Source organism: Blastococcus jejuensis (assembly GCF_039534705.1).
Lineage (GTDB): Bacteria > Actinomycetota > Actinomycetes > Mycobacteriales > Geodermatophilaceae > Blastococcus_B > Blastococcus_B jejuensis.
Genome location: NZ_BAAAVV010000008.1, coordinates 24,457 through 47,763 on the forward strand (window position 1 = coordinate 24,457; position 23,307 = coordinate 47,763).

A 23,307-nucleotide genomic window follows, 5' to 3' on the forward strand; every position below is an offset into this window, starting at 1 on the left:
GCTTTCGGTACCGAAAGCGACCCGCTGAGCGGGAGCTTTCGGTACCGAAAACGGGGAGGGGGTCAGGACTCGAGGATGGCGACGACGCCCTGGCCGCCGGCGGCGCAGATCGAGATGAGACCGCGCTTGCCCGGGCCCGCCTCGTGCAGCGTCTTGGCGAGCTGGGCGACGATCCGGCCGCCGGTCGCGGCGAACGGGTGCCCCGCGGCCAGCGACGAGCCGTTGACGTTGAGCTTCGAGCGGTCGATCGAGCCCAGCGGCGCGTCGAGACCGAGCTTGCCCTTGCAGAACGCCGGGTCCTCCCAGGCCTTCATGGTCGAGAGCACCGTGGAGGCGAAGGCCTCGTGGATCTCGTAGAAGTCGAAGTCCTGCAGCGACAGGCCGTTGCGCGCCAGCATCACCGGCATCGCGTAGACCGGCGCCATGAGCAGGCCCTCGCCGCCGTGCACGTAGTCGACGGCGGCGGTCTGCGCGTCGACCAGGTGGGCGAGCACCGGCAGGCCCTTCGCCTGCGCCCACTCGTCGGAGGCCAGCAGCACCGCCGAGGCGCCGTCGGTGAGCGGCGTCGAGTTGCCCGCCGTCATCGTGGCGCCCTCACCCTTGCCGAAGACCGGCTTGAGCTTGGCGAGCTTCTCCAGCGACGAGTCCGGCCGCAGGTTGTTGTCCCGGGCAAGGCCCAGGAACGGGGTGACCAGGTCGTCGAAGAAGCCGCGGTCGTAGGCGGCGGCCATGGTGTGGTGCGAGCGGACGGCGAGCTCGTCCTGCTCCTCGCGGCCGATCTCCCACTCCTTCGCGGTGATCGCCGCGTGGTCGCCCATCGCCAGGCCGGTGCGCGGCTCGGCGTTGCGCGGGATCTCCGGCGCGAGGTGCCCCGGCCGGATCTTGGCCAGCACCTTGAGCCGGTCCTGGAGCGTCTTGGCGTTGTTCAGCGAGATGAGGATCCGGCGCAGGTCGTCGCCGACCGCCAACGGCGCGTCCGACGTGGTGTCGACACCCCCGGCGATGCCGGACTCGATCTGCCCCAGGGCGATCTTGTTGGCGACCAGGATCGCGGCCTCGAGGCCGGTGCCGCACGCCTGCTGGACGTCGTAGGCCGGCGTCGTGGCCGACAGCTTCGAGCCGAGGACGCTCTCGCGGGTCAGGTTGAAGTCGCGCGCGTGCTTGAGGACGGCGCCGGCGACGACCTCGCCCACCTGCTGGCCCTGCAGGCCGAAGCGGGCGACGAGCCCGTCGAGCGTCGCGGTCAGCATGTCCTGGTTGGACGCCTGGGCGTAGGCGGAGTTGGAGCGCGCGAACGGGATGCGGTTCCCGCCGACGATCGCCGCCTGACGAGTCGCGGGCTTCGAGCGCGTCGCGGGCTTCGAGGTGTCAGCCACTGGGACCTCCGAGGTCGGGTGGATTGGCCGGTACTCAGAGTACGCGGTACCGTTCGTAACATGAAAGCCGAAGCGGTGAGACGCTCGTCGCAGGGCGAACCTGCGACGGATCTGTCGCACAAGATCGCTGAAACACGCGATCGCCGCGACTCGAGATGGGACGAGCACCGGCGCGAGCGCCGCGAACAACTCGTCCAGGCGACCCTGGCCGCCGTCGGCAAGCACGGCGCCGGCGTCGGCATGGAGGAGATCGCGGCGGAGGCGGGCACCAGCAAGACCGTCGTCTACCGGCACTTCGCCGACCGCGCCGAGCTCTACGTGGCGGTCTGCAACCGGGTGGCGTCGCAGCTGCTGCCCAAGCTCCGCACGGCGATCGAGAGCAGCAGCCGGCCGCGGGAGATGGTGGCCGCGGCCATCGACACCTACCTCGCGTTCATCGAGGCCGACCCCGAGCTGTACCGGTTCGTGGTCCACCCCCAGGGCCAGAACGGCCAGTTCGGCCCGGACAAGGGCGATCCCATGCAGAACCTGTCCGACCTCGTCGGCGAGCAGGCCGCGGCCGCGATCAGCGTCGCGCTGCACCAGGCCGGGGGCGATCCGGCGGCCGCCGCCCCCTGGGGGCACGGCGTCGTCGGCCTGGTCCGCTCGGCCGCCGACTGGTGGCTGCGCGCCGATCGCCCCATGCTGCGCACCGAACTCGCCGCACACCTGACCGATCTCGCCTGGGCAGGCCTGTCCGGCGTCGTGACATCCGCACCTCCCCGCAGCCCCGCAACCAGCAAGGAGAAGGACCTGTGACCAGCACCGTGCCGAGCTCCGTCGACCCGAAGGCCCTGCAGTCCGTCCTCGACGGGCGCTGGGCGCACGTGCGCCGCGACGCCCGCGAGAACCTCGACGACCCCGATTTCCTCCCGGTCTACGGCGAGACCATGCAGGAGGCCCGCGAGCGGGTGACCCGCGCGGCGAGGAAGCTCGCCGAGAGCGGCCGCGTCGGGCTCGGCTTCCCGAAGGCCTACGGCGGTCAGGACGACGCCGGCGGCTCCACCACCTCCATCGAGATGCTGGCCTTCGGCGACCTGTCGCTGATGGTCAAGGCCGGCGTCCAGTGGGGCCTGTTCGGCGGGGCCCTGCAGCTGCTGGGCACCAAGCGGCAGCACGACAAGTACCTGCGCGACGTCATGAGCTTCGACCTGCCCGGCTGCTTCGCCATGACCGAGACCGGGCACGGCTCCGACGTCCAGCAGCTGCGCACCACCTGTACCTACGACCCGGCCACCGAGACGTTCGACCTGCACACCCCGCACCAGGCCGCGCGCAAGGACTACATCGGCAACGCGGCCAAGGACGGGCGCATGGCGGTGGTCTTCGCCCAGCTGATCACCCAGGGCAAGAACCACGGCGTGCACGCCTGGCTGGTGCCGATCCGCGACGAGCAGGGCAACGCGATGCCCGGCGTCACCATCGGCGACGACGGCCCCAAGGCGGGCCTCCCCGGCGTCGACAACGGCCGGCTGACCTTCGACCACGTGAGCGTCCCGCGCGACATGCTGCTCGACCGGTACGGCCAGGTCGCCGCCGACGGCACCTACACGTCCAGCATCGAGAACGAGACCCGGCGCTTCTTCACCATGCTGGGCACGCTGGTGCGCGGCCGGGTCAGCGTCGGCGGGTCGGCGTCGTCGGCCACCAAGCTCGCGCTCGACATCGCCACCCGCTACGGCGACGCCCGCCGGCAGTTCGCCGCCCCGGGCGAGGAGCGCGAGATCGTGATCAACGACTACCTCGTGCACCAGCGCAAGCTGCTGCCGGCCCTGGCCACCACCTACGCGCTGCACTTCGCGCAGGACGAGCTGGTCGCCACGATGCACGACGTCCAGACCGCCGCCCACGTCGACGGCAAGGTCCTCGACGAGGACGCCCAGCGCGAGCTGGAGTCGCGGGCCGCCGGGCTCAAGGTCGCCCAGACCGCGCACGCGACCAGGACGATCCAGATGTGCCGCGAGGCGTGCGGCGGCGCCGGCTACCTGCAGGAGAACCGGCTGCCCCACCTCAAGGCCGACACCGACGTGTTCACCACGTTCGAGGGCGACAACACCGTCCTGCTGCAGCTGGTGGCCAAGGGCCTGCTCACCGGCTACCGCGACACGTTCGGCTCGCTCGAGGGCTGGGGCAAGGTCGGCTTCATCGCCGACATGGTCCGCGAGACCGTGCTCGAGCGGACGGCGGCACGCGCGCTGATCGCCCGGCTGATCGACGCCGTCCCCGGCCGGGACGACGAGGTGCCGATGCTCGACCGCGGCTGGCAGCTCAAGATGTTCGAGTTCCGCGAGAAGCACGCGCTCGAGGGCGCGATCCGGCGGCTGCGCAAGAACTCGACCACCGAGGGCATGGCGCCCTTCGACATGTTCAACGACGTGCAGGACCACGTGCTGAAGACGGCGCAGACGCACATCGACCGCGTCGTCCTCGAGGCGTTCGTGGCCGGCGTCGACCGCACCGAGGACGCCGGCGCCCAGGCGCTGATGGACAAGGTGTGCGACCTCTACGCGCTGTCGACGATCGAGGCCGACAAGGCGTGGTTCCTGGAGCACGGGCAGCTCACGCCGTCGCGTGCCAAGACGCTGACCAGCACGGTCAACCAGCTGCTCCGGGAGCTGCGGCCGCACATCATCACGCTGGTCGACGCCTTCGCGATCCCGGCCGAGTGGAAGGCGGCGAAGATCCTCGAGGAGGAGCCCGGCCGCCAGGAGGCGATGGCCGCCCGCGACGCCGAGGTCCGCGCCGAGGCCGAGGGCAGCCAGGCCTCCGGGGAGAGCGCCACCGACCTGGAGGTCGCCCCGGCCCAGTGATCGGCCGGGGGGAGTTGATCATCGGCTGCGTGCACGAGACACGGTCGGGCGCGCCGTCCCGCCGGGCACGCAGCCGATGATCAACTGCGGGGACAGCGGCCGTCACGCAGGCGGCGTCGGGAAGCCCCCGACCAGCTGCTCGAACGCGTGCGCCACCCGCAGGCACGTCGCGTCGGCGAATCGCTTGCCGACCAGCATCATGCCCACCGGCAGCCCGTCGGAGAGACCGGCCGGCACGCTGGTGGCCGGGTGTCCGCTGACGTCGAACGGCGCGCAGTTGACGATCATCTCCAGCGAACGGGCGATCCGGACCTCCAGCGGGTCGTCGGGGGCAGGGATCGGCGGGGCGACCATGGGCACCGTCGGAAGCACGAGCAGGTCGACGTCCTCCAGCGCCCGGTCGTACTGACGCCGCACCTCGAAGGCGAGGTCGCGGGCCATCGCGTAGTGCCGCGACTGCTCCTGCTCGATCGACCACCGGCCGGCCAGCGCCACCAGGGTGACCGTCGGCGACCACCGGTCGGCGGTCTGCCGCCGCTGCCGGCCGTAGTAGGCGATCAACTCGGGGTCGTAGAGACCGGCCCAGTTGTGGCCGTAGCCGTTGCCGTCGACCATCTGCACGGTGGCGCCGTCGGTGGCGATGACGTTCCAGACGTGCATCGCGTGCCGGTGCCAGGGCAGGTCGACGTCGACCACCTCGATCCCCAGCTCGGTCAGCCGCCCGGCGGCCGAGCGGACGGTGTCGTCGACGCCCGGTTCGGAGAGCTCCTCCCACCCGAAGCCCTGTCCGAGGACGCCGACGCGCAGCCCCGACACGTTCCCGTCGAGCGCCGCCGCGTACTGCTCGGGCGCCAGGCCCGCGGGTTGGCGGGGATCGAGGCCGTCCCGCCCGGCGATCGCGTCGAGCATGGCCGCCGCGTCGGCCACGGTCCGCGTCATCGGCCCGAGGTGGTCGAGGGTGAGCTCGATCGGGAACGCCCCGGTGTAGGGCACCAGCCCGTGGGTGGGCTTGTGCCCCACGATCCCGCAGAACGCCGACGGCATGCGGATGGAGCCACCCTGGTCGCCGCCCAGCGCGAGGTCGACCTGCCCCGACGCGACCAGCGCCGCGCTGCCGCTCGAGCTGCCCCCGGTGGTCCGGGTCGGGTCCCACGGGTTGCGCACCGGCCCGGTGACCGAGGTGTGGCTGCCGCCGGAGAAGCAGAGGTCCTCGCAGACGGCCTTGCCCGCGACCGACGCCCCCGCCTCGAGCAACCGGCTGACCACCGTGGCGTCCCGGCTCGGCACGAACCCCTCGAGCGTGTGCGAGCCGTTCATCATCGGCACGCCGGCGACCTCGATGTTGTCCTTGACGGCCAGCGTCCGCCCGGCCAGCGGGCCGTGGTCGGCACCCTGGATGTCCGTCCGCACGTACCAGGCGCCCAGGGGGTTGTCGGCGTCCTCGGGTCGGGTCGCCTCGCGTGCCGCAGAGGTCTTCGGGGCCAGCTCGGCGTACAGCTCCTCGACGGCGTCGTAGGAACTGAAGCTGCCGCCGACCAGCAGCGTGTAGGTCTCCAGGTCCGCGTCGCTGAGCGCCATCCCGTAGCCGCGCGCGAGGGCGCCGAGCTCGTCCTTGTCCGGGGGGCGTACGGCCATGGGGATCTCCAGGGATGAGACGACGGGGTCCCTGAAAGCTAGCGACGTCCGGCTCGCCCCGCAGCCGTCGTCGAGCGGGACCAGGAAGATGCTCCCGTGGAGGTCTCCCCCGTCGACGTCATGGCCGCAGCGGAGGCGCTGCGGATCCCGGCCGCGGTCGACCTCGCCGCCATCGTCGTCGGCGCCCTGACCGGCGGGCTGCTGGCCGCCCGCGAGGGGTTCGCCGTGTCCGGCGTCCTGCTGCTCGCCGTCAGCGGCGGGCTGGGCGGCGGGCTGATCCGCGACGTCCTGCTCGGCGACCTGCCACCCGTGGCGCTGACCAACCGGGCCTACCTGCCGACCGTCGCGATCACCGCCGCGGTCACGTTCTTCTTCTCGGGCTGGCTGTCGCGGCTCACCGGGCTGCTCGTCGTCCTCGACGCGATCACGCTCGGGTTCTTCACGGTCATCGGCGCGCAGAAGGCGCAGATCCTGGGGATGTCGACCCCGGCGGTGGTGTTCATCGGGACGCTGACGGCGGTCGGCGGCGCGGTCATCCGCGACGTGCTGCTCGCCCAGCGCGCCGACATCATCCAGCCGGGCCCTTACAACGCCGTCGCCGCGCTGATCGGCGCCACCGTGCTCGCCGTGCTGGCCGGGCCGGTCGGCCTCGACCCGCTGCCCGTCGCGGCCGCGGTCATCGTGCTGGTGGCGGCCCTGCGGGTGCTGTCGGTCTGGCGGGGGTGGGAGGCGCCGGTCGCCGTCGACCTGCCGCAGCGCACGCGCAGCCGGTTGACGCACCGGCGACGCCGTCGGCGCTAGGAGCTGCCGGCCTCCGGGCGGACGGCGGGGGTCGGCTCGATGTTCTCGGGCACTCGCTGCGGCCCCGCCTCCGGCGGGCGGGGCTCGTCCTGGGGGTGCAGGCGGACGGCGAGGATGGCGACGTCGTCCTCGGCGTCGGGCAGGAACAGGCGCTCGAGCACCTGGTCGCACAACTCGTCCAGCGGCAGCCCGGCACATTCCTCGAGCACCTTGCACAGCTCGGCGGTGCCCTCGTCGAGGTCCCGGTCGCGCCGCTCGACCAGCCCGTCGGTGTACAGCAGCACGGTCGCCCCCCGCTCGATGACGGCCACGTGCTCGGTGCGCGCGCTCTGCGGCGCCACGCCCAGCAGCAGGTCCGAGGGGTCCTCGGCCAGCATCGACGCCGTCCCCCCGGCGGTCAGCATCGCCGGGGAGGGATGCCCGGCGCTGGACCAGCGCAACCGGGTGATGCCCGTCCGGAGGTCCTCGCCGTCCTGCTCGAGCCGGGCGACCAGCGCCGTGGCCATCGTGTCCAGGGCCAGGCCCTGCATGGCGCGGTCGAGCCCGGACAGGATCTCCGCGGGGGAGCCGCCGCTGGAGAAGCCGATGCCGCGCAGCAGCCCCCGGACCTGACCCATCGCCGCGGCGGCCCGGGTGTCGTGGCCGACGACGTCGCCGATGGCCAGCACGGTGGCGCCGTCGGCCTGCAGGAACGCGTCGTACCAGTCGCCGCCGATCTCGGCCCCGGCCGCGGCGGGCACGTAGCGCACCACGATCTCGGAGTGGTCGGGCTCGGGCGGGTCGGTGAGCATGCTGCGCTGCAACGCGACGGCGAGGTCGCGCTGCTGACCGAACAGGCGCGCGTGGTGCAGGGCCAGGCCGGCCCGGCGGCCGATCTCGATCGCGGTTTCCACCTGGTCGCTGTTCAGCGCCCCGCGTTCCTCGCGGTTGAACAACCCCAGAGCGCCGAGCGTGTGCCCGCGGGCGGTCAGCGGGACCACCGTGGCCGATCCCGCGCCGAGCCGGGCGAGGGCCTCGCGGACTGCGGAGTCGGGGATCGCGCGCTCCACGGACTCCCACGGGACAGTGTCCATGACCAGGGGCTCCCCGGTCCGGGTGACCACCCGGGCGCCGGCCGAGTCGGTCATCACCGACACCATCGACCGGACGTAGGCCTCGACCTCCTCCCGGCGGGCGGGGTCGCGGTGCGCCGAACCCAGCTCGTAGAGCCGGCCCTGCTCGTCGGTGACCACGAGCCAGCACCAGTCGCCGAGCTCGGGGACGACGAGCTCGGCCAGCTGCTCGATCTGCTCCTCGATCTCCAGCGTGCCCGACAGCACCCGACCGGTCTCGGCGAGCAGCTGCAGCCGCTGGTTCGCCTCGGCCATCGCCGCGACCGCCGCGGAACGCTCCACGTCGGCCTGCAGGCGCGAGACGCTCAGGGCGATCTGCGCGGCGAGGGCCTCGAGCACCTCGACGTCGTCGGACGCGAAGGGGTGGGCGTCCTTCCACAGCGCGACGAACGAGCCGAGGATCCGCCCCTCGACGCGCAGCGGCAGGGCCGCCGCCGCGCTGAGGTTGAGCACGTCCAGGCCCTCGCGGGAGGCGGGGAAGCGGGCGAGGAACTCCTCGCGGTTGCTCAGCAGCACCCGGCGGCCGTGCATGGCCGCGTACTGCGTGGGCTGGCCGTCGTCGAGGTCGATCTCGACGCCCGCCACCGGGTAGTCGACGTGTTCCTGCACCTCGTCGGCCAGGCGGCGGGTCATGTGCAGCCGGAGCGGGCCACCGCCGGGGTCGAAGATGGCCAGCGCGCTGGACTGGGCGCCCAGGACCCGCGCGCCGCGCAGGACGATCTCGGCGAGGTCCTCGATGCGCGCCGCGTTGGCCAGCTCCGCGGCGACCTCCGCGATCGCCGTCGCCCGGTGGAACGCCGCCAGCCGCTGCTCGGCCTGCCGGCGGGCGTCGGTGACGTCGAGGATCGTGCCGAGGACCCGGACCGGCTCGCCGCGGGGGTCGGTGACGACGCGCCCCTGGGTGACCACCCACCGGACCGACCCGTCGGGCCGCAGCGCCCGGGCCTCGGCGGTGAACTGCCCGCGGGTCTCGATGGCCTCGGCCATGGTGTCGCGGATGCCGGCGTGGTCGTCGGGATGCATGTGCTGGGTCAGCACGTCCTCGAGCGAGCGGTGCTCGGTGGCGCCCTCCAGGCCGAACAGCGCCGCGCACCGCTGGTCCCAGTACATGACGCCGGAGTGCAGGTCGCTCTCCCAGATGCCGATGGAGCTCGCCTCGAGGGCGACGTCGAGACGGGCGGTCGAGGTGCCGACGGCCGACCGCGCGGCGGAGAGCTCCAGCTCCGCGACGACGGACGCGGCGAGCTGCACGAGCAGTTCGGTCTCGTCGTCGGACCAGGCGCGCGGCTCCGGGTCGTAGACCGCGAGCGCGCCGACCGCGTGACCGGAGGCCGCGATCAGCGGCACGCCGAGGTAGGCGCGCACCTGACCCGAGGTGACGGCCGGCAGCGCGGCCACCCGCGCGTCGGCGGAGGCCTCGGGCAGGCTCAGCGGCGCGACCTCGCGGACGACGATCGCCGACAGCGCCCCGGTGAGCAGGGCCGGCCCGCCGATCACGCCGGGCGGCAGGCCGTAGCCGCCGACGACGATGTCCTGGTCGGTGAACAGGGTGACCTTGGCGTGGCCGGCGCCCACCAGCCGCGCGGCCAGGCCGGAGAGCCGGTCGAACGCCGCCGCGCCACCCACCTCGACCAGGAGCCGCCGCGCGGCGGCGATCCGGTGGGCGTCGCGCAGCGGGTCCTCGGCGCCGGCGTCCGCCGGGGACGGCACGGCATCGGGCACGGACACCCGACCTCCTCCCCCGCGGCGGCTGCGCGCACCGGACGGGCGCGCAGTCGCCCATCCTGTCACGCCGGGATCCGCCCGGCGGGTCCCGCGGGTCGGCCTCACCCCTCCCTCGACCGGGTGAGCCAGGTCACCCCTGGTCAAGCGCGGGGCCCCCGGAACCGATGACCAGTGCATGCTCGGGACGCACACGGCAGCGCTGCCGGACTGCCGCCCGCTGCTCGCCGACCCCGACGACCTCACGCTCGCGTTCCAGCCGATCGTCGACCTCGCCGCCGCGACGGTGGCCGGCTACGAGGCGCTCGCCCGCTTCCCCGGGACGAGCGGCCCCGACGTCTGGTTCGCCGCCGCCGCGGAGGCCGGCGTCGCCGCGGAGCTCGAGGCGCTCGCGATCCACACGGCGCTGGCCGCCGTGCCCTCGCTCCCGGACAACACGTTCCTGACCGTCAACGTCAGCCCGCACCTGCTCGGCACCGCCCCCGTGCAGGACGCCCTGGCCACCCGCCCCGACCTGCGGCGCGTCGTCGTCGAGCTCACCGAGCACACCCCCGTCGACGACCTCGACGCACTGCGCCGCCAGACGCTCGACCTGCGCGAGCGCGGCGCCCTGATCGCGCTGGACGACGCCGGGTCCGGCTACTCCGGTCTGCAGCAGCTGGCCGTGCTGCGCCCCCAGGTGGTCAAGCTCGACCGCGCCCTGGTCAGCGACGCCGACACCGACCCCGTGCGCATGGCGCTGGCCGAGATGGTCGGCGAGTTCGCCGGCCGGATCGATGCCTGGCTGCTCGCCGAGGGCATGGAGACGGCGGCCGAGCTGGCCGCGTTCATGCGGCTGGGCGTGCCCCTGGGCCAGGGCTGGGTGCTCGGCCGGCCGTCGGCCGGCTTCGCGCCGCTGGCCCCCGAGGTGGTCCGCCTCGTCACCGCGCAGGCGGCCCGCGTGCGGCTCACCGAGAGCGTCGCCAGCCTGCTCCGCCCGGTCCGCCAGTACGAGGACGACGACGACGCGACCGTGCCGCCGCCCGCCGTCGTGGTCGGGCCCCTCGGCGAGCCGCTGGCCATGCTGCTGCGCGACGCCCGCACCGGGGAGGTCTACCGGGCGCCGGTGTCGCTGCGGGTGCACCCCTCGGCCGGGGTCGACGAGACCCTCCGGCGGGCGCTGACCCGCCCGCCCGCGCAGCGCTTCGACCCCGTGCTGTGCACCGACCCGACCGGCGCCGTCCTGGGGCTGCTGCGGATCGAGGACCTCACCACGGCCCGCCGTCCGACGTGACGGCCCCGAGCTCCGACCGCCCACCCGGGCGGCTCGGCCGCACCACCCCCGACCGCACCACCACCGACCGCACCACCACCGACCGCACCACCACCGACAAGGAGTCCCCATGAAGACCTTCGCCTGCGGCGACGTCATCCCCGGGTGCAGCGCCCGCTTCTCGGCGGCCGACGAGGGCGGCATCTTCGCCCAGGTCGCCGGTCACGCGGCGGCCGACCACGGCGTCACCGACATCACCCCCGAGCTGGTGCAGGCGGTCCGCGACCGCATCGTCAGCATCTGAGCCATGCCGGCGGCGGTCAGCCCGGCTGACCGCCGCTGGCGACGTCGAGGAGCTGCCGCTCGGCGTCGGTGAGCACCAGATCGAGCATCGGCAGCAGCTCGGCCAGCTGCTCCACCGACCGCGCGCTGGCGATCGGCGCCACGACCGTGGGCCGGTCGGCCAGCCAGCGCAGCGCGACCGCCGGCACCGGCACCCCGTGCGCCGCCGCGACCTCGCCCAGCGCGTCGAGCACCCGATCGCCCCTCTCCCCCGCGTACGCCGCGGCCTTCTCCGCGCGGGGTGACTCGACCCGCTGCCCGGCCCGGTACTTGCCGGTGAGGAAGCCCTTGGCCAGGCCGTAGTAGGGCAGCACGCCGATCCCCCGCGCCTCCGCCGTCGCCAGCAGCTCGTCCTCGAAGACCGGCCGCTCCATCAGGTTGTAGTGGGTCTGCAGCGCGACGTACCCGGGCACGCCCAGCCGGTCGGCCGTCGCCAGCGCCTCGGTCAGCCGGGCGGCGGAGTAGTTCGACGCCGCCACGTGGCGGACCTTCCCGGCCCGCACCAGGTCGTCGAACGCGGTGAGGGTCTCCTCCAGCGGCGTCGTCTCGTCGTCGTAGTGCGCGTAGTAGAGGTCGATCCGGTCGGTCTGCAGGTTGCGCAGCGACCGCTCGGCCGCCGCGACGATCTCGCCCGCGGCCAGCGGGTGCTCCTTGGCGCCGCGGGAAGCCTTGGTGGCGACGACGACGCGGTCGCGCACCCCCCGCGCCGCCATCCAGTCGCCGAGGATCGCCTCCGAGGCGCCGTCGCGGTAGGACTCCGCGGTGTCGACGAACGCCGGCTGCGGGCCCGCCGCGTCGAGGAACCGGTCCAGGACGGCGACGGACGTCGGCGCGTCCGCCGTCCACCCGAAGACGTTGCCGCCCAGGCAGAGGTCGCTGACGTGCAGGTCGGTGCGGGGAAGCTGCGCCATGGCCCCACGCTAGGTCGCGGGTGGGACAGGTGTGGCTCGGGAGTCGTCACGGGCGCTCTCCGGCCCCCCGCCTGGCCAGACCCCGGCCCGGCATGGCACGGTGCCCGGGGTCCGGAAACCGCAGAATTCCGGATGCACCCGGGTCGGCGCCCTCCGCGCGGCGGCCCCGGGTGGCCCCCGCCGGCGACGCCGAGACCGGGGAGGGCCCGGCCCGCGCCGGGCCCGGACATCTGCCACCGCATACGAGAGGAACCCTGTGAACAAGAGCGAACTGGTCTCCGCCATCGCCAAGCGCGCCGACGTCCCGGCCTCGACCGTCGACTCGGTCCTCGCCGGCCTGCAGGACGAGCTCGTCGACGCCATCACCCGCGGCGAGAAGGTCGCCGTCTCGGGCCTGCTCACCGTCGAGCGCACCCAGCGCTCCGCGCGCACCGGCCGCAACCCGCAGACCGGGGAGTCGATCGACATCCCCGCGGCCAACACGGTCAAGGTGACCGCCGGGTCGAACCTGAAGAAGGCCGCCAGCAGCGTGCCGGTCTGATCGACCTCTTCGGCGAGATCGGCGGTCTCGCCCGCTTTCAGCGCCGAAAGCGGATGAGATCGCCGATCTCGCCGGCTCGACGCCCGGTGACGGAGGGGCCATGTCCGACCTGACGATCAGCACCGACCCGGCCGAGGTGGGCCTCGACGCGGCGCGGCTGCAGCGGCTCGACCGCCGGCTGGCCCGCTGGGTCGACGACGGGCAGCTGCCCGGGTTCCTGGTCACCGTCGCCCGCCACGGGCAGCTGGTGCACGTGGGCAGGCACGGGCTGCGGGACGTCGAGAACGGCCTGCCGGTCGAGGACGGCACCCGCTGGCGCATCTTCTCGATGACCAAGCCGGTCACCTCGGTCGCGGCGATGATGCTCTACGAGGAGGGCGCCTTCGAGCTCTCCGACCCGATCGCGAAGTGGCTGCCCGAGTTCGCCGAGACCCGCGTGTACGTCGCCGGGTCCGCCCTCAAGCCCGTGACGGCGCCGCTGATGGAGCCGGTCCGGGTGTGGCACCTGCTCAGCCACACGTCCGGGCTGACCTACGGCTTCCACCACGCCCACCCCGTCGACGCGATGTACCGGGCCGCCGGCCACGAGTGGGGCACGCCGCCGGGCGCCGACTCCGCCGAGGTCTGCCGCCAGTGGGCGTCGATGCCGCTGGTCTTCCAGCCGGGCAGCGAGTGGAACTACGGCGTCTCCACCGACGTCCTCGGCCGGCTCGTGGAGGTGCTCTCCGGGCAGCCGCTCGACGAGTTCTTCGCCGAGCGCATCTTCGCGCCGCTGGGCATGACCGACACGTCCTTCGGGCTCCGGGACGGCGACGACCCCGAATCCCTCGCCCGCCTGTACGGCGCCGTCCCCGGCCCGCCGGGCGGCCCGGCCACCGGGTACGCGCTGCTCGAGGCGTTCGGCGCCGCCGCGCACAGCAAGCCCGCGTTCCTCTCCGGCGGGGGCGGGCTGGTCTCGACGGCCGGTGACTACCTGCGCTTCGTGGAGCTGCTCCGCCGGGGCGGGTCCTACGACGGCGGGCGGCTGCTCGGCCCGCGGACGATCGCGCACATGGTCCGCAACCACCTGCCCGGGAACTCCGACCTGGAGACGTTCGGGCGCCCGCTGTTCGCCGAGACGCCGCTGCGCGGGGTGGGGTTCGGCCTGGGCTTCTCGATGGTGATCGATCCGGCGCGCTACGGCGTCGTCGCCAGCCTCGGCGACTACAGCTGGGGCGGGGCTGCGTCGACGGCGTTCTACGTGGACCCCGTCGAGGACACCACCGTCACCTTCTACACGCAGCTGCTGCCCTCCAGCACGCTGCCGATCCGCAACCACCTGCGCCAGCTGGTCAACCAGGCCCTCGTCGACTAACCGGACTTTCTGTACAGAAAGTCCGGGTCGGTTCAGACGTAGCGGCGGGAGACGCTGGTCGCGACCATCGCGGGCTTGCTGCCGCCCTCGACCTCCACGGTGACGGTGACCAGCATCTGGACGCCGCCCTCGATCGGGGTCACCGAGTCGCACACCGCCGAGGCGCGCACCCGGCTGCCCACCGGCACCGGCGCTGGGAAGCGCACCTTCTCCGTGCCGTAGTTGACGGTGAGCTTGAAGCCGGTGATCTCGACGATCTGCGGCAGCAGCATCGGCAGCAGGCTCAGCGTGAGGTAGCCGTGCGCGATGGGCCCGCCGAACGGGCTCTCCGTCGCCGCGCGCTCGGGGTCGACGTGGATCCACTGGTGGTCCCCGGTCGCCTCGGCGAACCGGTTCACCATCTCCTGGGTGATCTCCACCCAGTCGCTGGAACCGAGGTGCTGCCCGACCAGGCCCTGCACGCCCTCGACGCCGTCGACGGTGGTCTGCGCCATGGATGTCCCCTCCTGCTCGACTACGTTGGCTGACCTCACCACACGCGCGTCGGGACGGGGGAACGGGTTGCTGCGGCTGGGTGCCCTCGACGTGCCGGACGGCGCCTTCGTGGTGATGGCGATCGTCAACCGGACGCCGGATTCGTTCTACGACCGCGGCGCCACCTACGAGCTGGCCGCGGCGGTGGACCGGGTGGACCGGGTCGTGTCCGAGGGCGCGGACATGGTCGACGTCGGCGGCGTGAAGGCGGCGCCCGGCGACGAGGTGTCCCCCGCGGAGGAGGTGCGGCGGACCGTCGACCTGGTCGCCGCGATCCGCGCCGCGCACCCGACCCTGCCGATCTCGATCGACACCTGGCGGGCGTCGGTGGCGCGGGAGGCGCTGGCCGCGGGGGCCGACGTCATCAACGACGCGTGGGGCGGGGTGGATCCGGAACTCGCGGAGGTGGCGGCGGCCGCCGGCGCCGGCCTGGTGTGCACGCACGCGGGCGGGCTGCCGCCGCGGACCCGGCCGCACCGGGTGACCTACGACGACGTCGTCGCCGACATCGTCGCCAGGACGACGGCGTTGGCGTCGGCCGCCGTCGCCGCAGGCGTCGACCGGGAGCGCGTGCTGGTCGACCCCGGGCACGACTTCGGGAAGAACACCCGGCACTCCCTGGAGGCCACTCGGCGGCTCGACGAGCTGGTCGCGACCGGGTGGCCGGTGCTGGTGGCGCTGTCGAACAAGGACTTCGTGGGCGAGACGCTCGACGTCCCCCTGGAAGAGCGGCTCACCGGCACCCTCGCCGCGACGGCCGTGAGCGCCTGGCTGGGGGCACGGGTGTTCCGGGCGCACGACGTCGCCGCGACCCGGCAGACGCTGGACATGGTCGCGTCGATCCGCGGCGACCGTCCCCCGGTGCGCACCGTCCGCGGCCTGGCGTGATGGTGATCAGCCTCGCCCAGAGCCGAAGGCTCTGGTGAGCGCGGGAGGCCGGGTCTAGCGTGCGCCGCGTCGACATCCAGCCCCAGCCAGGAGGCGCCAGATGAGCGGACGGGTCGTGCACTTCGAGATCCCCGTGGACGACGGGGACCGCGCGCGCAGCTTCTACAAGGAAGCATTCGGCTGGCAGATCCAGCACATGCCGGAGATGGACTACACGCTGGTCACCACCGGCCCCGGTGGCGAGGAGGGGCCGAGCGAGACCGGCTTCATCAACGGCGGGCTGATGAGCCGCTCCGAGAGCCTGGCCGGGGCCACGGTCGTCGTCGTCGACGTCGAGGACATCGAGGCAGCGCTGGAGAAGATCGGGTCGCTGGGCGGCTCCACGGTGCAGGCCAAGCTGCCGGTCGGCGACATGGGCTTCTCGGCCTACGCCAAGGACTCCGAGGGCAACGTCATCGGCCTCTGGCAGACCGCGCGATGACATCGTCGACCTACCGGCCGACACCGCGGCCACGTGCCGTCCCCGACATCGGCTGAGCCCCACCGCCGACTCGTCGGGGACCCTGCGGGCCCCGCTCCTCGCGGCCAGCAGCGACGTTAGGTTTTCGGCATGGCCGCCACCGGGTTCCACACCGCCGACGAGCTCAACGCCCTGCTGCCCGGGACGCTGCCGGGCCTGCTCGGGCTCACCATCACCGCGCACGAGCCGGGCCGGCTCACCGCCGCCCTCGACATCCGGCCCGACCTGCTCGCGCCCAACGGCTACCTGCACGCGGCCACCGTGGTCGGGCTCGCCGACACCGCGTGCGGCCTGGCCACCCGGGCGCTGCTGCCGGAGGGGTCGAGCGGCTTCACCACCATCGAGCTGAAGTCCAACTTCCTCGGGACGGCGCGCGACGGCCGGATCGAGGTCGTGGCGACCAACGCCCACGCCGGGCGGACGACGCAGGTCTGGGACGCCGTCGTGACCGCACCCGGCACGGGCCGGACCATCGCGCTGTTCCGCTGCACCCAGTCGGTGCTCTGGCCCCGCTGAGGGGCGAGATCTGCACACTGGCCCACGTCAGGCGGCTGAACGGGGCGAGTGTGCAGATCTCGCCCAGAACAGAACTCGCGGGTAACCCCCTTGTGGCGGGCGCCACGGGCAGTGTGAGACTGGCGCCACACCAGCTCGTCGAGGAGGAGCCCCCGTGGTCCTGGCCAGCCCGTATCCCGATGTCGAGATCCCGGACGTCTCCGTGCCGGAGTTCGTCCTGGCCGCAGGGCGGGACCGTCCCGACGCGCCGGCGCTGATCGACGGCCTGAAGGGCGACACGATCACCCACGGCCAGCTGGCCGCCTACGTCGACCGGGTCGCCGCCGCGCTGCACGAGAAGGGGCTGCGCAAGGGCGACGTCGTCGCCGTCTTCTGCCCGAACACCCCCTGGTACCCCGTGGTGTTCCACGGCATCGCCGCCGCCGGCTGCGTGATGAGCCCGATCAACTCGCTCTACACGCCCGAGGAGATCGCGTTCCAGCTGCGCGACTCGGGCGCGAAGATGCTGATCACCATCTCGCTGTTCATGGACCGCGCCGGCGCGGCCGTGGAGAAGTCGCCGGTCGACGAGATCGTCGTCCTGGACGGCATGGAGGGGCACGCGAACCTGCTCGACCTGCTCGGCAGCCAGGCTCCCTCGCCGCAGGTCGACATCGACCCGGCGAACGACCTGGTCACGCTGCCGTACTCCAGCGGCACCACCGGCCTGCCCAAGGGCGTGATGCTGAGCCACCGCAACCTGGTGGCCAACGTCGCCCAGACCCGGCCGCTGATCGCGCTGCAGAGCGAGGAACGGATCATCGCCGTCCTGCCGTTCTTCCACATCTACGGCCTGACCGTGCTGATGAACCAGGGCCTGGCGTGGGGCGGCACCGTGGTGACCCTGCCCCGGTTCGACCTGGAGGACTTCCTCCGCACCATCCAGGACCACAAGATCACCCGGGCGTTCGTGGCCCCGCCGATCCTGGTGGCGCTGGCCAAGCACCCGCTGGTCGACCAGTACGACCTGTCGTCGCTGACCTCGATCCTGTCGGGCGCCGCCCCGCTCGACGAGTCGCTGGCCCTCGCCGTGGAGCAGCGGCTGCGCAAGGGCGCCGACACCGGCGTGACCGTGGCCCAGGGCTACGGGATGACCGAGCTGTCGCCGGTCTCCCACACCACCCCCGACGAGGGCCTCGAGCCGCCCGGCGTCACCGGCGAGGTGCCCAAGGGCTCGGTCGGCTACGCCATCCCGAACACCGAGTGCCGCCTGGTCGACCCGGCCACCGGGGAGGACGCCGCGGCGGGCGACCGGGGCGAGCTGTGGATCCGCGGCCCGCAGGTGATGAAGGGCTACCTCAACAACGCCGAGGCCACCGCGGCCACCATCGACCCCGAGGGCTGGCTGCACACCGGCGACGTCGCCGTCGTCGACGAGAACGGCTGCTACACCGTCGTCGACCGGGTCAAGGAACTGATCAAGTACAAGGGCTACCAGGTGGCTCCGGCCGAGCTCGAGGCCGTGCTGCTCAACCACCCGGAGATCGTCGACGCCGCCGTCATCGGCGTGCCCGAGAAGGAGACCGGCGAGGAGCTGCCCAAGGCCTACGTGGTGCGGGCGCCGGGCTCGGAGCTCTCCGAGGAGTCGGTCATGGACTTCATGGCCGGGCGGGTGGCCCCGCACAAGAAGATCCGGCTCGTCGAGTTCATCGACGCGGTGCCCAAGTCGGCGGCCGGCAAGATCCTGCGCAAGGACCTGAAGGCCCGCAACTAGACGCCGCGGACGGCGTCCCGCAGCGCCAGCCACCCGTCCTCGGCCAGCCGCAGGGCCAGGCGGACGCGGCGGGGCGCCGTGCGCACCAGCTCGACCCGCTCGCGGGGCGAGCACGCGTCGAGGAACCACGGGACGACGAACCCGGCGGTCCCCGCCGCGGCCCGGAACCGGCGCTCGCACTGCGCGAGGTCCTCGTGCTCGTGCGGCTCCCCCGCGGCGCCGGCGAGCAGGTCCGCGACCAGGGTCCAGGCGCCGGCCAGCCGCGGGGCGCCGGCGCTGATGTCCGAGGCGAACAGCGGGGTCGCGGCCTCGACGGCGTCGCACGCGGCCGGCAGGCCGGGGGCCTCGGCCAGCCCGCGCACCCCGCGCAGCACGCCCGCGGAGAACACCAGCAGCGCCCGCTGGCGCTCGGGGCGGCACGGCTCGTCGAACGCGACGCCGGTGAGCGCGGCGGCGAGGTCGTGGGCCGCCGACCGCAGGGCCCACCGCTCGACCGGGCAGACCGCCGGGGCCGCCGGGGGCACGGGCGGGAGCGCGGGGCGGGTCGGCGCGGGGGTGGAGAACCGGCCGGGCGCGGGCAACGTCGTCGTCATGACCGGAACGGTGCCGGTCGGTACTGGGAAGCCGCTTGCACGCGACTTGCGGTCCACCGGGACGCCGCTGGGGCGGCGTCCCAGCGGCCCCGTCAGCCGGCCGGTGGCCCCGGCGGTCCTGGCGGGACGGCGCGTTCGGCGCTCGGCTGCGCGTCCGCGGCGGTGGTCCGGTCGACCGGAGCGGGCGGCGTCCACGGCGCCTGCGGCGGGCCGGCGTAGACGGCGGGACGACGCCGGATCGCCAGCACCATCACGAGCACCCCGATCAGCAGGAAGAGCGCACCGACCCCGAGCAGGCCCCACGCCAGGCCGCCGAGTGCTGGGACGGTCGCCCCGATGCGCGCGTCGATCGAGACCCCCGCGGACGCGTCGGCGTTCATGACCACGAACAGCCAGTCGCCCTCCGCCGGCTCCCAGTCCAGCTGCTGCGTGCCCGACCCACTGGCCTGGGCGACCCAGAAGTCCTGGTCGGCGGGCGGTCCGGACGGCGGGCCCCCGGGCACCGACCGCTCGTCGACCGCCGTCGTACCGAGGTCGTCGATGACGCTGTGCTCGACGCCGTCGAGGTAGGCCGCCCCCTCGCGTACCGGGGCGATGCCGATGAAGACCTCGCCGCCGGCGTCACGCGAGGCGACCTCGGCGCGGGCGGTGCCCAGCGCGGCCGACAACGGCACCCAGTCGGCGCCGGCGGCCACGTCGATGCGCTCGCTGGCCAGGGCGTACCCGGACGTGGCGAAGTCGTCGGTGTCGGAGAAGACGAACCCGTCGGTGCGCTGGCTCCCGTCCGCCCACAGCAGGACACCACCGCCCAGCAGCAGGCCGAGCGCGGGCAGCAGGAGGAGGACGCCGATCACGAGGGCGACGATGCGGCCGGCACCCCACCGGGGGGCGGGGGTCCACGTGGGTTGTGGCGCGGCGGTCATGGGATACCTCCAGGCGACCACCGGGGCCGCGGGTGCCGCGACGCTGGTCGGCGGTCCCCTCGAGGGTGGCACCGGGCCGGTGACCCGTCGGTGCGGACGCCGTGCCGAGCGGGCGGCGCGCTCCCCCGACGGCGCGCCGCCGCGCTCCGTCAGCGATCCGCACAGGAACCCGCTCCCGGGAACAGCGCCACGGTGCCTAGGGTCGGGGCATGCGCGCGGTCACGGTGAGCGAGCCCGGCGGTCCCGAGGTGCTCGGCTGGGAGGAGGTGCCCGACCCGGTCTGCGGCCCGGGCGAGGTGATCGTCGACGTCGCGGCGACCGCGGTGAACCGCGCCGACCTGCTGCAGCGGCAGGGCTTCTACCCGCCGCCGCCGGGGGCCAGCGACATCCTCGGCCTGGAGTGCAGCGGGGTGATCAGCGAGGTCGGCGAGGGCGTCACCGGCTGGTCCGACGGCGACGAGGTCTGCGCGCTGCTGGCCGGCGGCGGCTACGCCGAGCGGGTCGCCGTCCCCGCGGGGCAGCTGCTGCCCCGCCCCGCCGGGGTCGAGCTGGCCACCGCCGCGGCCCTGCCCGAGGTGACCTGCACGGTCTGGTCGAACGTGTTCATGCTCGCCGGGCTGCGCCGCGGCGACCGGTTCCTCGTGCACGGCGGCTCCAGCGGCATCGGCACGATGGCCATCCAGCTGGCGGCACGCGCCGGCGCCCGCGTGTTCACGACCGCCGGCACCGCCGCCAAGCTCGCCGTCTGCCGGGAGCTGGGCGCCGACGTCACGATCAACTACCGCGACGAGGACTTCGTCGAACGGGTGAAGGAGGCCACCGACGGCGCCGGCGTCGACGTGATCCTCGACAACATGGGCGCCAAGTACCTGGCCCGCAACATCGACGCCCTGGCCGTCGGCGGGCGGCTGGTCAGCATCGGCATGCAGGGCGGCACCACGGCCGAGATCGACCTCGGCAAGCTGATGCGCAAGCGGGCGTCGGTGCACGCGACGACGCTGCGCTCCCGGCCGCCGACGGGGCACGGCGGCAAGGCCGAGATCGTCGCCGCGGTGCTGCACGACGTCTGGCCCGACGTGGAGCGCGGCGTCGTCCGGCCGATCGTCGACCGCCGGCTGCCGATGTCCCGCGCCGCCGAGGCGCACCGGGTCGTGGAGGCCAGCGAGCACATCGGCAAGGTCCTGCTGCTGCCCGAGGACTGAACGGCAGGGTCTAGAAGTCGAGGCGGACGAGTTCGCGGCCGCCGTCGCCGATCAGCACGACCTCCTGCAGGGCCCCCCGGTCGACCTCGGTCCAGCCGCGCCACTGCCCGTCCCCCTCGGCCGAGGCCGGCCACTCGCCCGCGGGGTGCCGGCCGCCGTCCTCGTCGACGGCGACGATGCGGCAGGTCTCGCCGGGCTGCAGGCCGGCCACCCGCACGTCGAGGGAGCTGCCGTCGGAGGCCTCGGCCGCGACGACGGTGGCCCGGACCGGGCCGGCCGTGGCGGTGACGGTCTCGCTGTCCGAACCGGTGGCCCACACGACGACGCCGGCCCCGGCGCCGAGCACGGCCAGCACCGCCGCGGCGACCAGCAGCCACCGCCGGGTGTGCGCGGGGCGCGGCCGGGCTGCCGCGGCGACGCGGTCGAACAGCTCGGGCGACGGCGTGACCGCGACCGGCTGCAGGTCCTCCGGACCCAGCATGTCCAGCAGCCCGGGCAGGGCCGCGAACTCGGCCAGCTCGGCCGCGCACAGCGGGCACCGGTCCAGGTGCTCCTCGAAGCGCCGCCGCTCCTGCGGGTCGAGCGCGCCGAGCACGTAGGCGCCCAGGCCGGGGGCCGCCTCGGGGCAGGTCACGTGGTCACCCCCCGCTCGGCCAGGGCCAGCTTCAGCGCCCGCAGCGCGTAGTAGCAGCGGGACTTCACGGTGCCCTCCGGCACGCCGAGCACGCGCGCCGCCTCCGCGACGCTGCGCCCCCGGTAGTAGGTCTCCACGATCACCGCGCGGTGCTCCCGGGACAGCGAGTCCAGGGCATCGGTGACGACGATGCGGTTCAGCGTCGGCTCGAGCTCGTCCAGCCCCGGCACCGAGGCCAGTGCGGCGTCGCCGACCTCGGTCGGCCGGGCCCGGCGGGCGCGGTGCGCGTCGATGGCCAGCCGCTGGGCCACGGTGAACAGCCACGGCCGGACGGGGCCGGTGTCCTGCGCCAGCCGGTCGAGGTTGCGCCAGGCCCGCAGGAGCGTCTCCTGGACGATGTCCTCGGCCCGGCCGCGGTCGCCGCCGGTGAGCCGCAGCGCGTAGGCCAGCAGGACCGGCGCGTGCCCGTCGTAGAGCGCGCGCAGGCTCGCCTCCCAGCCTGCGTCCCCGCGCGCGCTCATCGAGCCTCCTCGACTGCCCAGTATCGGTCCGGCACCCCCCACCACGGGGCCGGCCGGTGAACCGTTCAGCGGGGGCGGGCCAGGGCGGCGATCGCGTCGAGCAGCCGGTCGACCTCCTCGACGGTGTTGTAGTGCAGCAGGCCCAGCCGCACCGCCCCGCCGTCGTCGTTGACGCCGATCGCGTCGAACAGCTCCCGCGCGTAGTGGTCGCCGTCCCAGGCGCAGACGCCGTGGCGCGCCAGCTCCGCCGCCACCTGGCGGGGCCGCATCCGGGGCACCGTGAACGAGACCGTGGGGGTCGAGCGGATCGGCGAGCCGAGCACCTGCACGTGCGCCATCGAGTGCAGCCCCCCGGTGAGCTGGCCGAACAGCTCCCGCTCGTAGCGGGCCACCGCGTCCATCGACCGGTGCAACCGTGCGCGCCGGGTGCCCTCGTCGCCGCCGCAGAGCCCCGCCAGATGGTCGACGGCGGCGGGCACACCGGCCAGCAGCTCGACGGCGTGGGAGCCGGACTCGAAGCGGTCGGGCACCCGGTCGGGGGCGGGCACGAGCTTGTCCGGGGTGAGCTGGGCCAGCAGCTGGGGGTGCGCCGAGACCGCGCCCACGTGCGGCCCGCACCACTTGTAGGCCGAGACCGCCAGGAAGTCCGCGCCGAGCCGCGCCTGGTCGAGGAACAGGTGCGGGGCGGCCTGGACGGCGTCGACGTAGGTCAGCGCACCGGCGTCGTGGGCGCGGGCGCTGATCGCCGCGACGTCGGGGCACGTGCCGATGGCGTTGCTCGCCGCGGTCAGCGCCACCAGGCGGGTGCGGCGGGTCAGCAGCTCGTCGTACTGCCACGCGGGGAGCTCCCCGGTCTCGATGTCCACCTCGGCCCAGCGCACGAGCACCCCGTGCGCCTCGGCGAGCTGCGCCCAGGGGCGGATGTTGGCGTCGTGGTCGAGCCGGCTGAGCACGATGTCGTCGCCGGGGCGCCACGTGCGGGCGAGGGCGCGGGCGAACGTCCAGGTCAGGGAGGTCATGTTCGGCCCGAGGACGACGCCGGCCGGCACCCCGCCGACCAGGTCGGCGACCGCCGCCCGCGCTCCCGAGACCAGGGCCTCGCTGCGCCCCGAGGCGGGGAAGACGCCACCGCGCTCGGCGACCGGCATGCGCATCGCGGCCCCGACGGCGTGGGCGACCGACTCCGGCACGAGCGACCCGGCCGGCCCGTCGGCGTGCACGAATCCGTCGGCGAGGGCGGGGAACAGGCCGCGGACCCGAGCGACGTCGAGCCCCTCCCCCATGCCCGATCACCCTAGTTGTCCAGCGCCTTCCCCCGCCCTTCCTCC

Annotated in this window: 22 protein-coding genes; 12 read left to right on the forward strand and 10 right to left on the reverse strand. The window is 74.0% G+C overall.

Going from position 1 to position 23,307, the window contains the following annotated elements; translation table 11 throughout:
- Positions 1-62 precede the first annotated feature (62 nt).
- Entirely contained in the window at positions 63-1,376 is a 1,314-nt protein-coding gene (locus ABD644_RS16350) for an acetyl-CoA C-acetyltransferase (protein WP_344690046.1), read from the reverse strand.
- Between the two features lie 60 nt (positions 1,377-1,436).
- Here ABD644_RS16350 and ABD644_RS16355 point away from each other — a divergent pair, with 60 nt between their 5' ends.
- Positions 1,437-2,174, forward strand: coding sequence for a TetR family transcriptional regulator (locus ABD644_RS16355; protein WP_344690047.1), 738 nt, complete (start codon positions 1,437-1,439; stop codon positions 2,172-2,174).
- Positions 2,171-4,225, forward strand: coding sequence for an acyl-CoA dehydrogenase family protein (locus ABD644_RS16360; RefSeq protein ID WP_344690048.1), 2,055 nt, complete (start codon positions 2,171-2,173; stop codon positions 4,223-4,225). Before ABD644_RS16355 ends, ABD644_RS16360 begins: the two co-directional genes overlap by 4 nt.
- Before the next feature lie 102 nt (positions 4,226-4,327).
- Here ABD644_RS16360 and ABD644_RS16365 read toward each other — a convergent pair whose 3' ends face one another.
- Positions 4,328-5,860, reverse strand: coding sequence for an amidase (locus ABD644_RS16365; protein WP_344690049.1), 1,533 nt, complete (start codon positions 5,858-5,860; stop codon positions 4,328-4,330).
- Positions 5,861-5,956: 96 nt separating this feature from the next.
- Between ABD644_RS16365 and ABD644_RS16370 the strand changes: the two genes are divergently transcribed.
- On the forward strand, positions 5,957-6,661 hold the full coding sequence (locus tag ABD644_RS16370; protein ID WP_344690050.1) for a trimeric intracellular cation channel family protein: 705 nt from the start codon (positions 5,957-5,959) through the stop codon (positions 6,659-6,661).
- On the opposite strand, the gene ABD644_RS16375 is transcribed toward ABD644_RS16370, so the two are convergent.
- Entirely contained in the window at positions 6,658-9,501 is a 2,844-nt protein-coding gene (locus tag ABD644_RS16375) for a SpoIIE family protein phosphatase (RefSeq protein ID WP_344690051.1), read from the reverse strand. The genes ABD644_RS16370 and ABD644_RS16375 overlap by 4 nt on opposite strands.
- A 172-nt stretch (positions 9,502-9,673) precedes the next feature.
- On the opposite strand from ABD644_RS16375, the gene ABD644_RS16380 reads away from it, so the two are divergent.
- Both ABD644_RS16380 and ABD644_RS16385 read left to right on the forward strand, forming a co-directional pair.
- Positions 9,674-10,768: an EAL domain-containing protein gene (locus ABD644_RS16380; RefSeq protein ID WP_344690052.1), complete on the forward strand. Its 1,095-nt coding sequence runs from the start codon at positions 9,674-9,676 to the stop codon at positions 10,766-10,768.
- A gap of 109 nt (positions 10,769-10,877) precedes the next feature.
- The gene (locus tag ABD644_RS16385) at positions 10,878-11,051 is read left to right on the forward strand and encodes a DUF1059 domain-containing protein (protein ID WP_344690053.1); all 174 of its coding nucleotides are present in this window, start codon (positions 10,878-10,880) and stop codon (positions 11,049-11,051) included.
- A 16-nt stretch (positions 11,052-11,067) separates the two neighbouring features.
- On the opposite strand, the gene ABD644_RS16390 is transcribed toward ABD644_RS16385, so the two are convergent.
- Positions 11,068-12,000 (reverse strand): aldo/keto reductase, encoded by a 933-nt coding sequence (locus ABD644_RS16390; RefSeq protein ID WP_344690054.1) that lies wholly within the window; start codon positions 11,998-12,000, stop codon positions 11,068-11,070.
- A 100-nt stretch (positions 12,001-12,100) separates the two neighbouring features.
- On the opposite strand from ABD644_RS16390, the gene ABD644_RS16395 reads away from it, so the two are divergent.
- Positions 12,101-12,541 carry an HU family DNA-binding protein gene (locus ABD644_RS16395; protein ID WP_344690055.1) on the forward strand — a complete coding sequence of 147 codons (441 nt, stop codon included), beginning with the start codon at positions 12,101-12,103 and terminating at the stop codon, positions 12,539-12,541.
- A gap of 100 nt (positions 12,542-12,641) precedes the next feature.
- A complete protein-coding gene (locus tag ABD644_RS16400) occupies positions 12,642-13,895 on the forward strand; it encodes a serine hydrolase domain-containing protein (protein WP_344690056.1) in 1,254 nt (417 codons plus the stop codon).
- A 32-nt stretch (positions 13,896-13,927) separates the two neighbouring features.
- Here the strand turns inward: ABD644_RS16400 and ABD644_RS16405 are convergent, their stop codons facing one another.
- The gene (locus ABD644_RS16405) at positions 13,928-14,389 is read right to left on the reverse strand and encodes a MaoC family dehydratase (protein WP_344690057.1); all 462 of its coding nucleotides are present in this window, start codon (positions 14,387-14,389) and stop codon (positions 13,928-13,930) included.
- A 91-nt stretch (positions 14,390-14,480) separates the two neighbouring features.
- On the opposite strand from ABD644_RS16405, the gene folP reads away from it, so the two are divergent.
- From folP to ABD644_RS16425, 4 genes are all read left to right on the forward strand, one after another.
- A complete protein-coding gene (folP, locus tag ABD644_RS16410; protein WP_344690058.1) occupies positions 14,481-15,317 on the forward strand; it encodes a dihydropteroate synthase in 837 nt (278 codons plus the stop codon).
- Between the two features lie 100 nt (positions 15,318-15,417).
- The gene (locus ABD644_RS16415; RefSeq protein WP_344690060.1) at positions 15,418-15,798 is read left to right on the forward strand and encodes a VOC family protein; all 381 of its coding nucleotides are present in this window, start codon (positions 15,418-15,420) and stop codon (positions 15,796-15,798) included.
- Between the two features lie 129 nt (positions 15,799-15,927).
- Positions 15,928-16,353 carry a PaaI family thioesterase gene (locus tag ABD644_RS16420; RefSeq protein ID WP_344690061.1) on the forward strand — a complete coding sequence of 142 codons (426 nt, stop codon included), beginning with the start codon at positions 15,928-15,930 and terminating at the stop codon, positions 16,351-16,353.
- A gap of 154 nt (positions 16,354-16,507) precedes the next feature.
- The gene (locus ABD644_RS16425; protein WP_344690062.1) at positions 16,508-18,106 is read left to right on the forward strand and encodes a 4-coumarate--CoA ligase family protein; all 1,599 of its coding nucleotides are present in this window, start codon (positions 16,508-16,510) and stop codon (positions 18,104-18,106) included.
- On the opposite strand, the gene ABD644_RS16430 is transcribed toward ABD644_RS16425, so the two are convergent.
- Both ABD644_RS16430 and ABD644_RS16435 read right to left on the reverse strand, forming a co-directional pair.
- A complete protein-coding gene (locus ABD644_RS16430; protein ID WP_344690063.1) occupies positions 18,103-18,699 on the reverse strand; it encodes a hypothetical protein in 597 nt (198 codons plus the stop codon). The genes ABD644_RS16425 and ABD644_RS16430 overlap by 4 nt on opposite strands.
- A gap of 92 nt (positions 18,700-18,791) precedes the next feature.
- The gene (locus tag ABD644_RS16435) at positions 18,792-19,622 is read right to left on the reverse strand and encodes a hypothetical protein (RefSeq protein WP_344690064.1); all 831 of its coding nucleotides are present in this window, start codon (positions 19,620-19,622) and stop codon (positions 18,792-18,794) included.
- 209 nt (positions 19,623-19,831) lie between these two features.
- On the opposite strand from ABD644_RS16435, the gene ABD644_RS16440 reads away from it, so the two are divergent.
- Entirely contained in the window at positions 19,832-20,824 is a 993-nt protein-coding gene (locus ABD644_RS16440; protein WP_344690065.1) for an NAD(P)H-quinone oxidoreductase, read from the forward strand.
- Between the two features lie 10 nt (positions 20,825-20,834).
- On the opposite strand, the gene ABD644_RS16445 is transcribed toward ABD644_RS16440, so the two are convergent.
- The 3 genes from ABD644_RS16445 to ABD644_RS16455 form a co-directional block, all read right to left on the reverse strand.
- Positions 20,835-21,458 carry an anti-sigma factor gene (locus tag ABD644_RS16445; RefSeq protein ID WP_344690066.1) on the reverse strand — a complete coding sequence of 208 codons (624 nt, stop codon included), beginning with the start codon at positions 21,456-21,458 and terminating at the stop codon, positions 20,835-20,837.
- A complete protein-coding gene (locus tag ABD644_RS16450) occupies positions 21,455-21,979 on the reverse strand; it encodes a sigma-70 family RNA polymerase sigma factor (RefSeq protein ID WP_344690067.1) in 525 nt (174 codons plus the stop codon). The genes ABD644_RS16445 and ABD644_RS16450 overlap by 4 nt, the downstream gene beginning before the upstream one ends.
- Positions 21,980-22,044: 65 nt before the next feature.
- Positions 22,045-23,262 (reverse strand): cysteine desulfurase-like protein, encoded by a 1,218-nt coding sequence (locus tag ABD644_RS16455; protein ID WP_344690068.1) that lies wholly within the window; start codon positions 23,260-23,262, stop codon positions 22,045-22,047.
- Positions 23,263-23,307 lie beyond the last annotated feature (45 nt).

Coding starts and splice junctions, on each gene's coding strand:
- ABD644_RS16420 (WP_344690061.1), top strand. CDS start 15,928: ATGGCCGCCACCGGGTTCCACACCGCCGACGAGCTCAACGCCCTGCTG.
- ABD644_RS16435 (WP_344690064.1), bottom strand. CDS start 19,622: ATGACCGCCGCGCCACAACCCACGTGGACCCCCGCCCCCCGGTGGGGT.
- ABD644_RS16385 (WP_344690053.1), top strand. CDS start 10,878: ATGAAGACCTTCGCCTGCGGCGACGTCATCCCCGGGTGCAGCGCCCGC.
- ABD644_RS16455 (WP_344690068.1), bottom strand. CDS start 23,262: ATGGGGGAGGGGCTCGACGTCGCTCGGGTCCGCGGCCTGTTCCCCGCC.
- ABD644_RS16380 (WP_344690052.1), top strand. CDS start 9,674: ATGCTCGGGACGCACACGGCAGCGCTGCCGGACTGCCGCCCGCTGCTC.
- ABD644_RS16400 (WP_344690056.1), top strand. CDS start 12,642: ATGTCCGACCTGACGATCAGCACCGACCCGGCCGAGGTGGGCCTCGAC.
- ABD644_RS16405 (WP_344690057.1), bottom strand. CDS start 14,389: ATGGCGCAGACCACCGTCGACGGCGTCGAGGGCGTGCAGGGCCTGGTC.
- ABD644_RS16355 (WP_344690047.1), top strand. CDS start 1,437: ATGAAAGCCGAAGCGGTGAGACGCTCGTCGCAGGGCGAACCTGCGACG.
- ABD644_RS16450 (WP_344690067.1), bottom strand. CDS start 21,979: ATGAGCGCGCGCGGGGACGCAGGCTGGGAGGCGAGCCTGCGCGCGCTC.
- ABD644_RS16440 (WP_344690065.1), top strand. CDS start 19,832: ATGCGCGCGGTCACGGTGAGCGAGCCCGGCGGTCCCGAGGTGCTCGGC.
- ABD644_RS16415 (WP_344690060.1), top strand. CDS start 15,418: ATGAGCGGACGGGTCGTGCACTTCGAGATCCCCGTGGACGACGGGGAC.
- ABD644_RS16430 (WP_344690063.1), bottom strand. CDS start 18,699: ATGACGACGACGTTGCCCGCGCCCGGCCGGTTCTCCACCCCCGCGCCG.
- ABD644_RS16390 (WP_344690054.1), bottom strand. CDS start 12,000: ATGGCGCAGCTTCCCCGCACCGACCTGCACGTCAGCGACCTCTGCCTG.
- ABD644_RS16365 (WP_344690049.1), bottom strand. CDS start 5,860: ATGGCCGTACGCCCCCCGGACAAGGACGAGCTCGGCGCCCTCGCGCGC.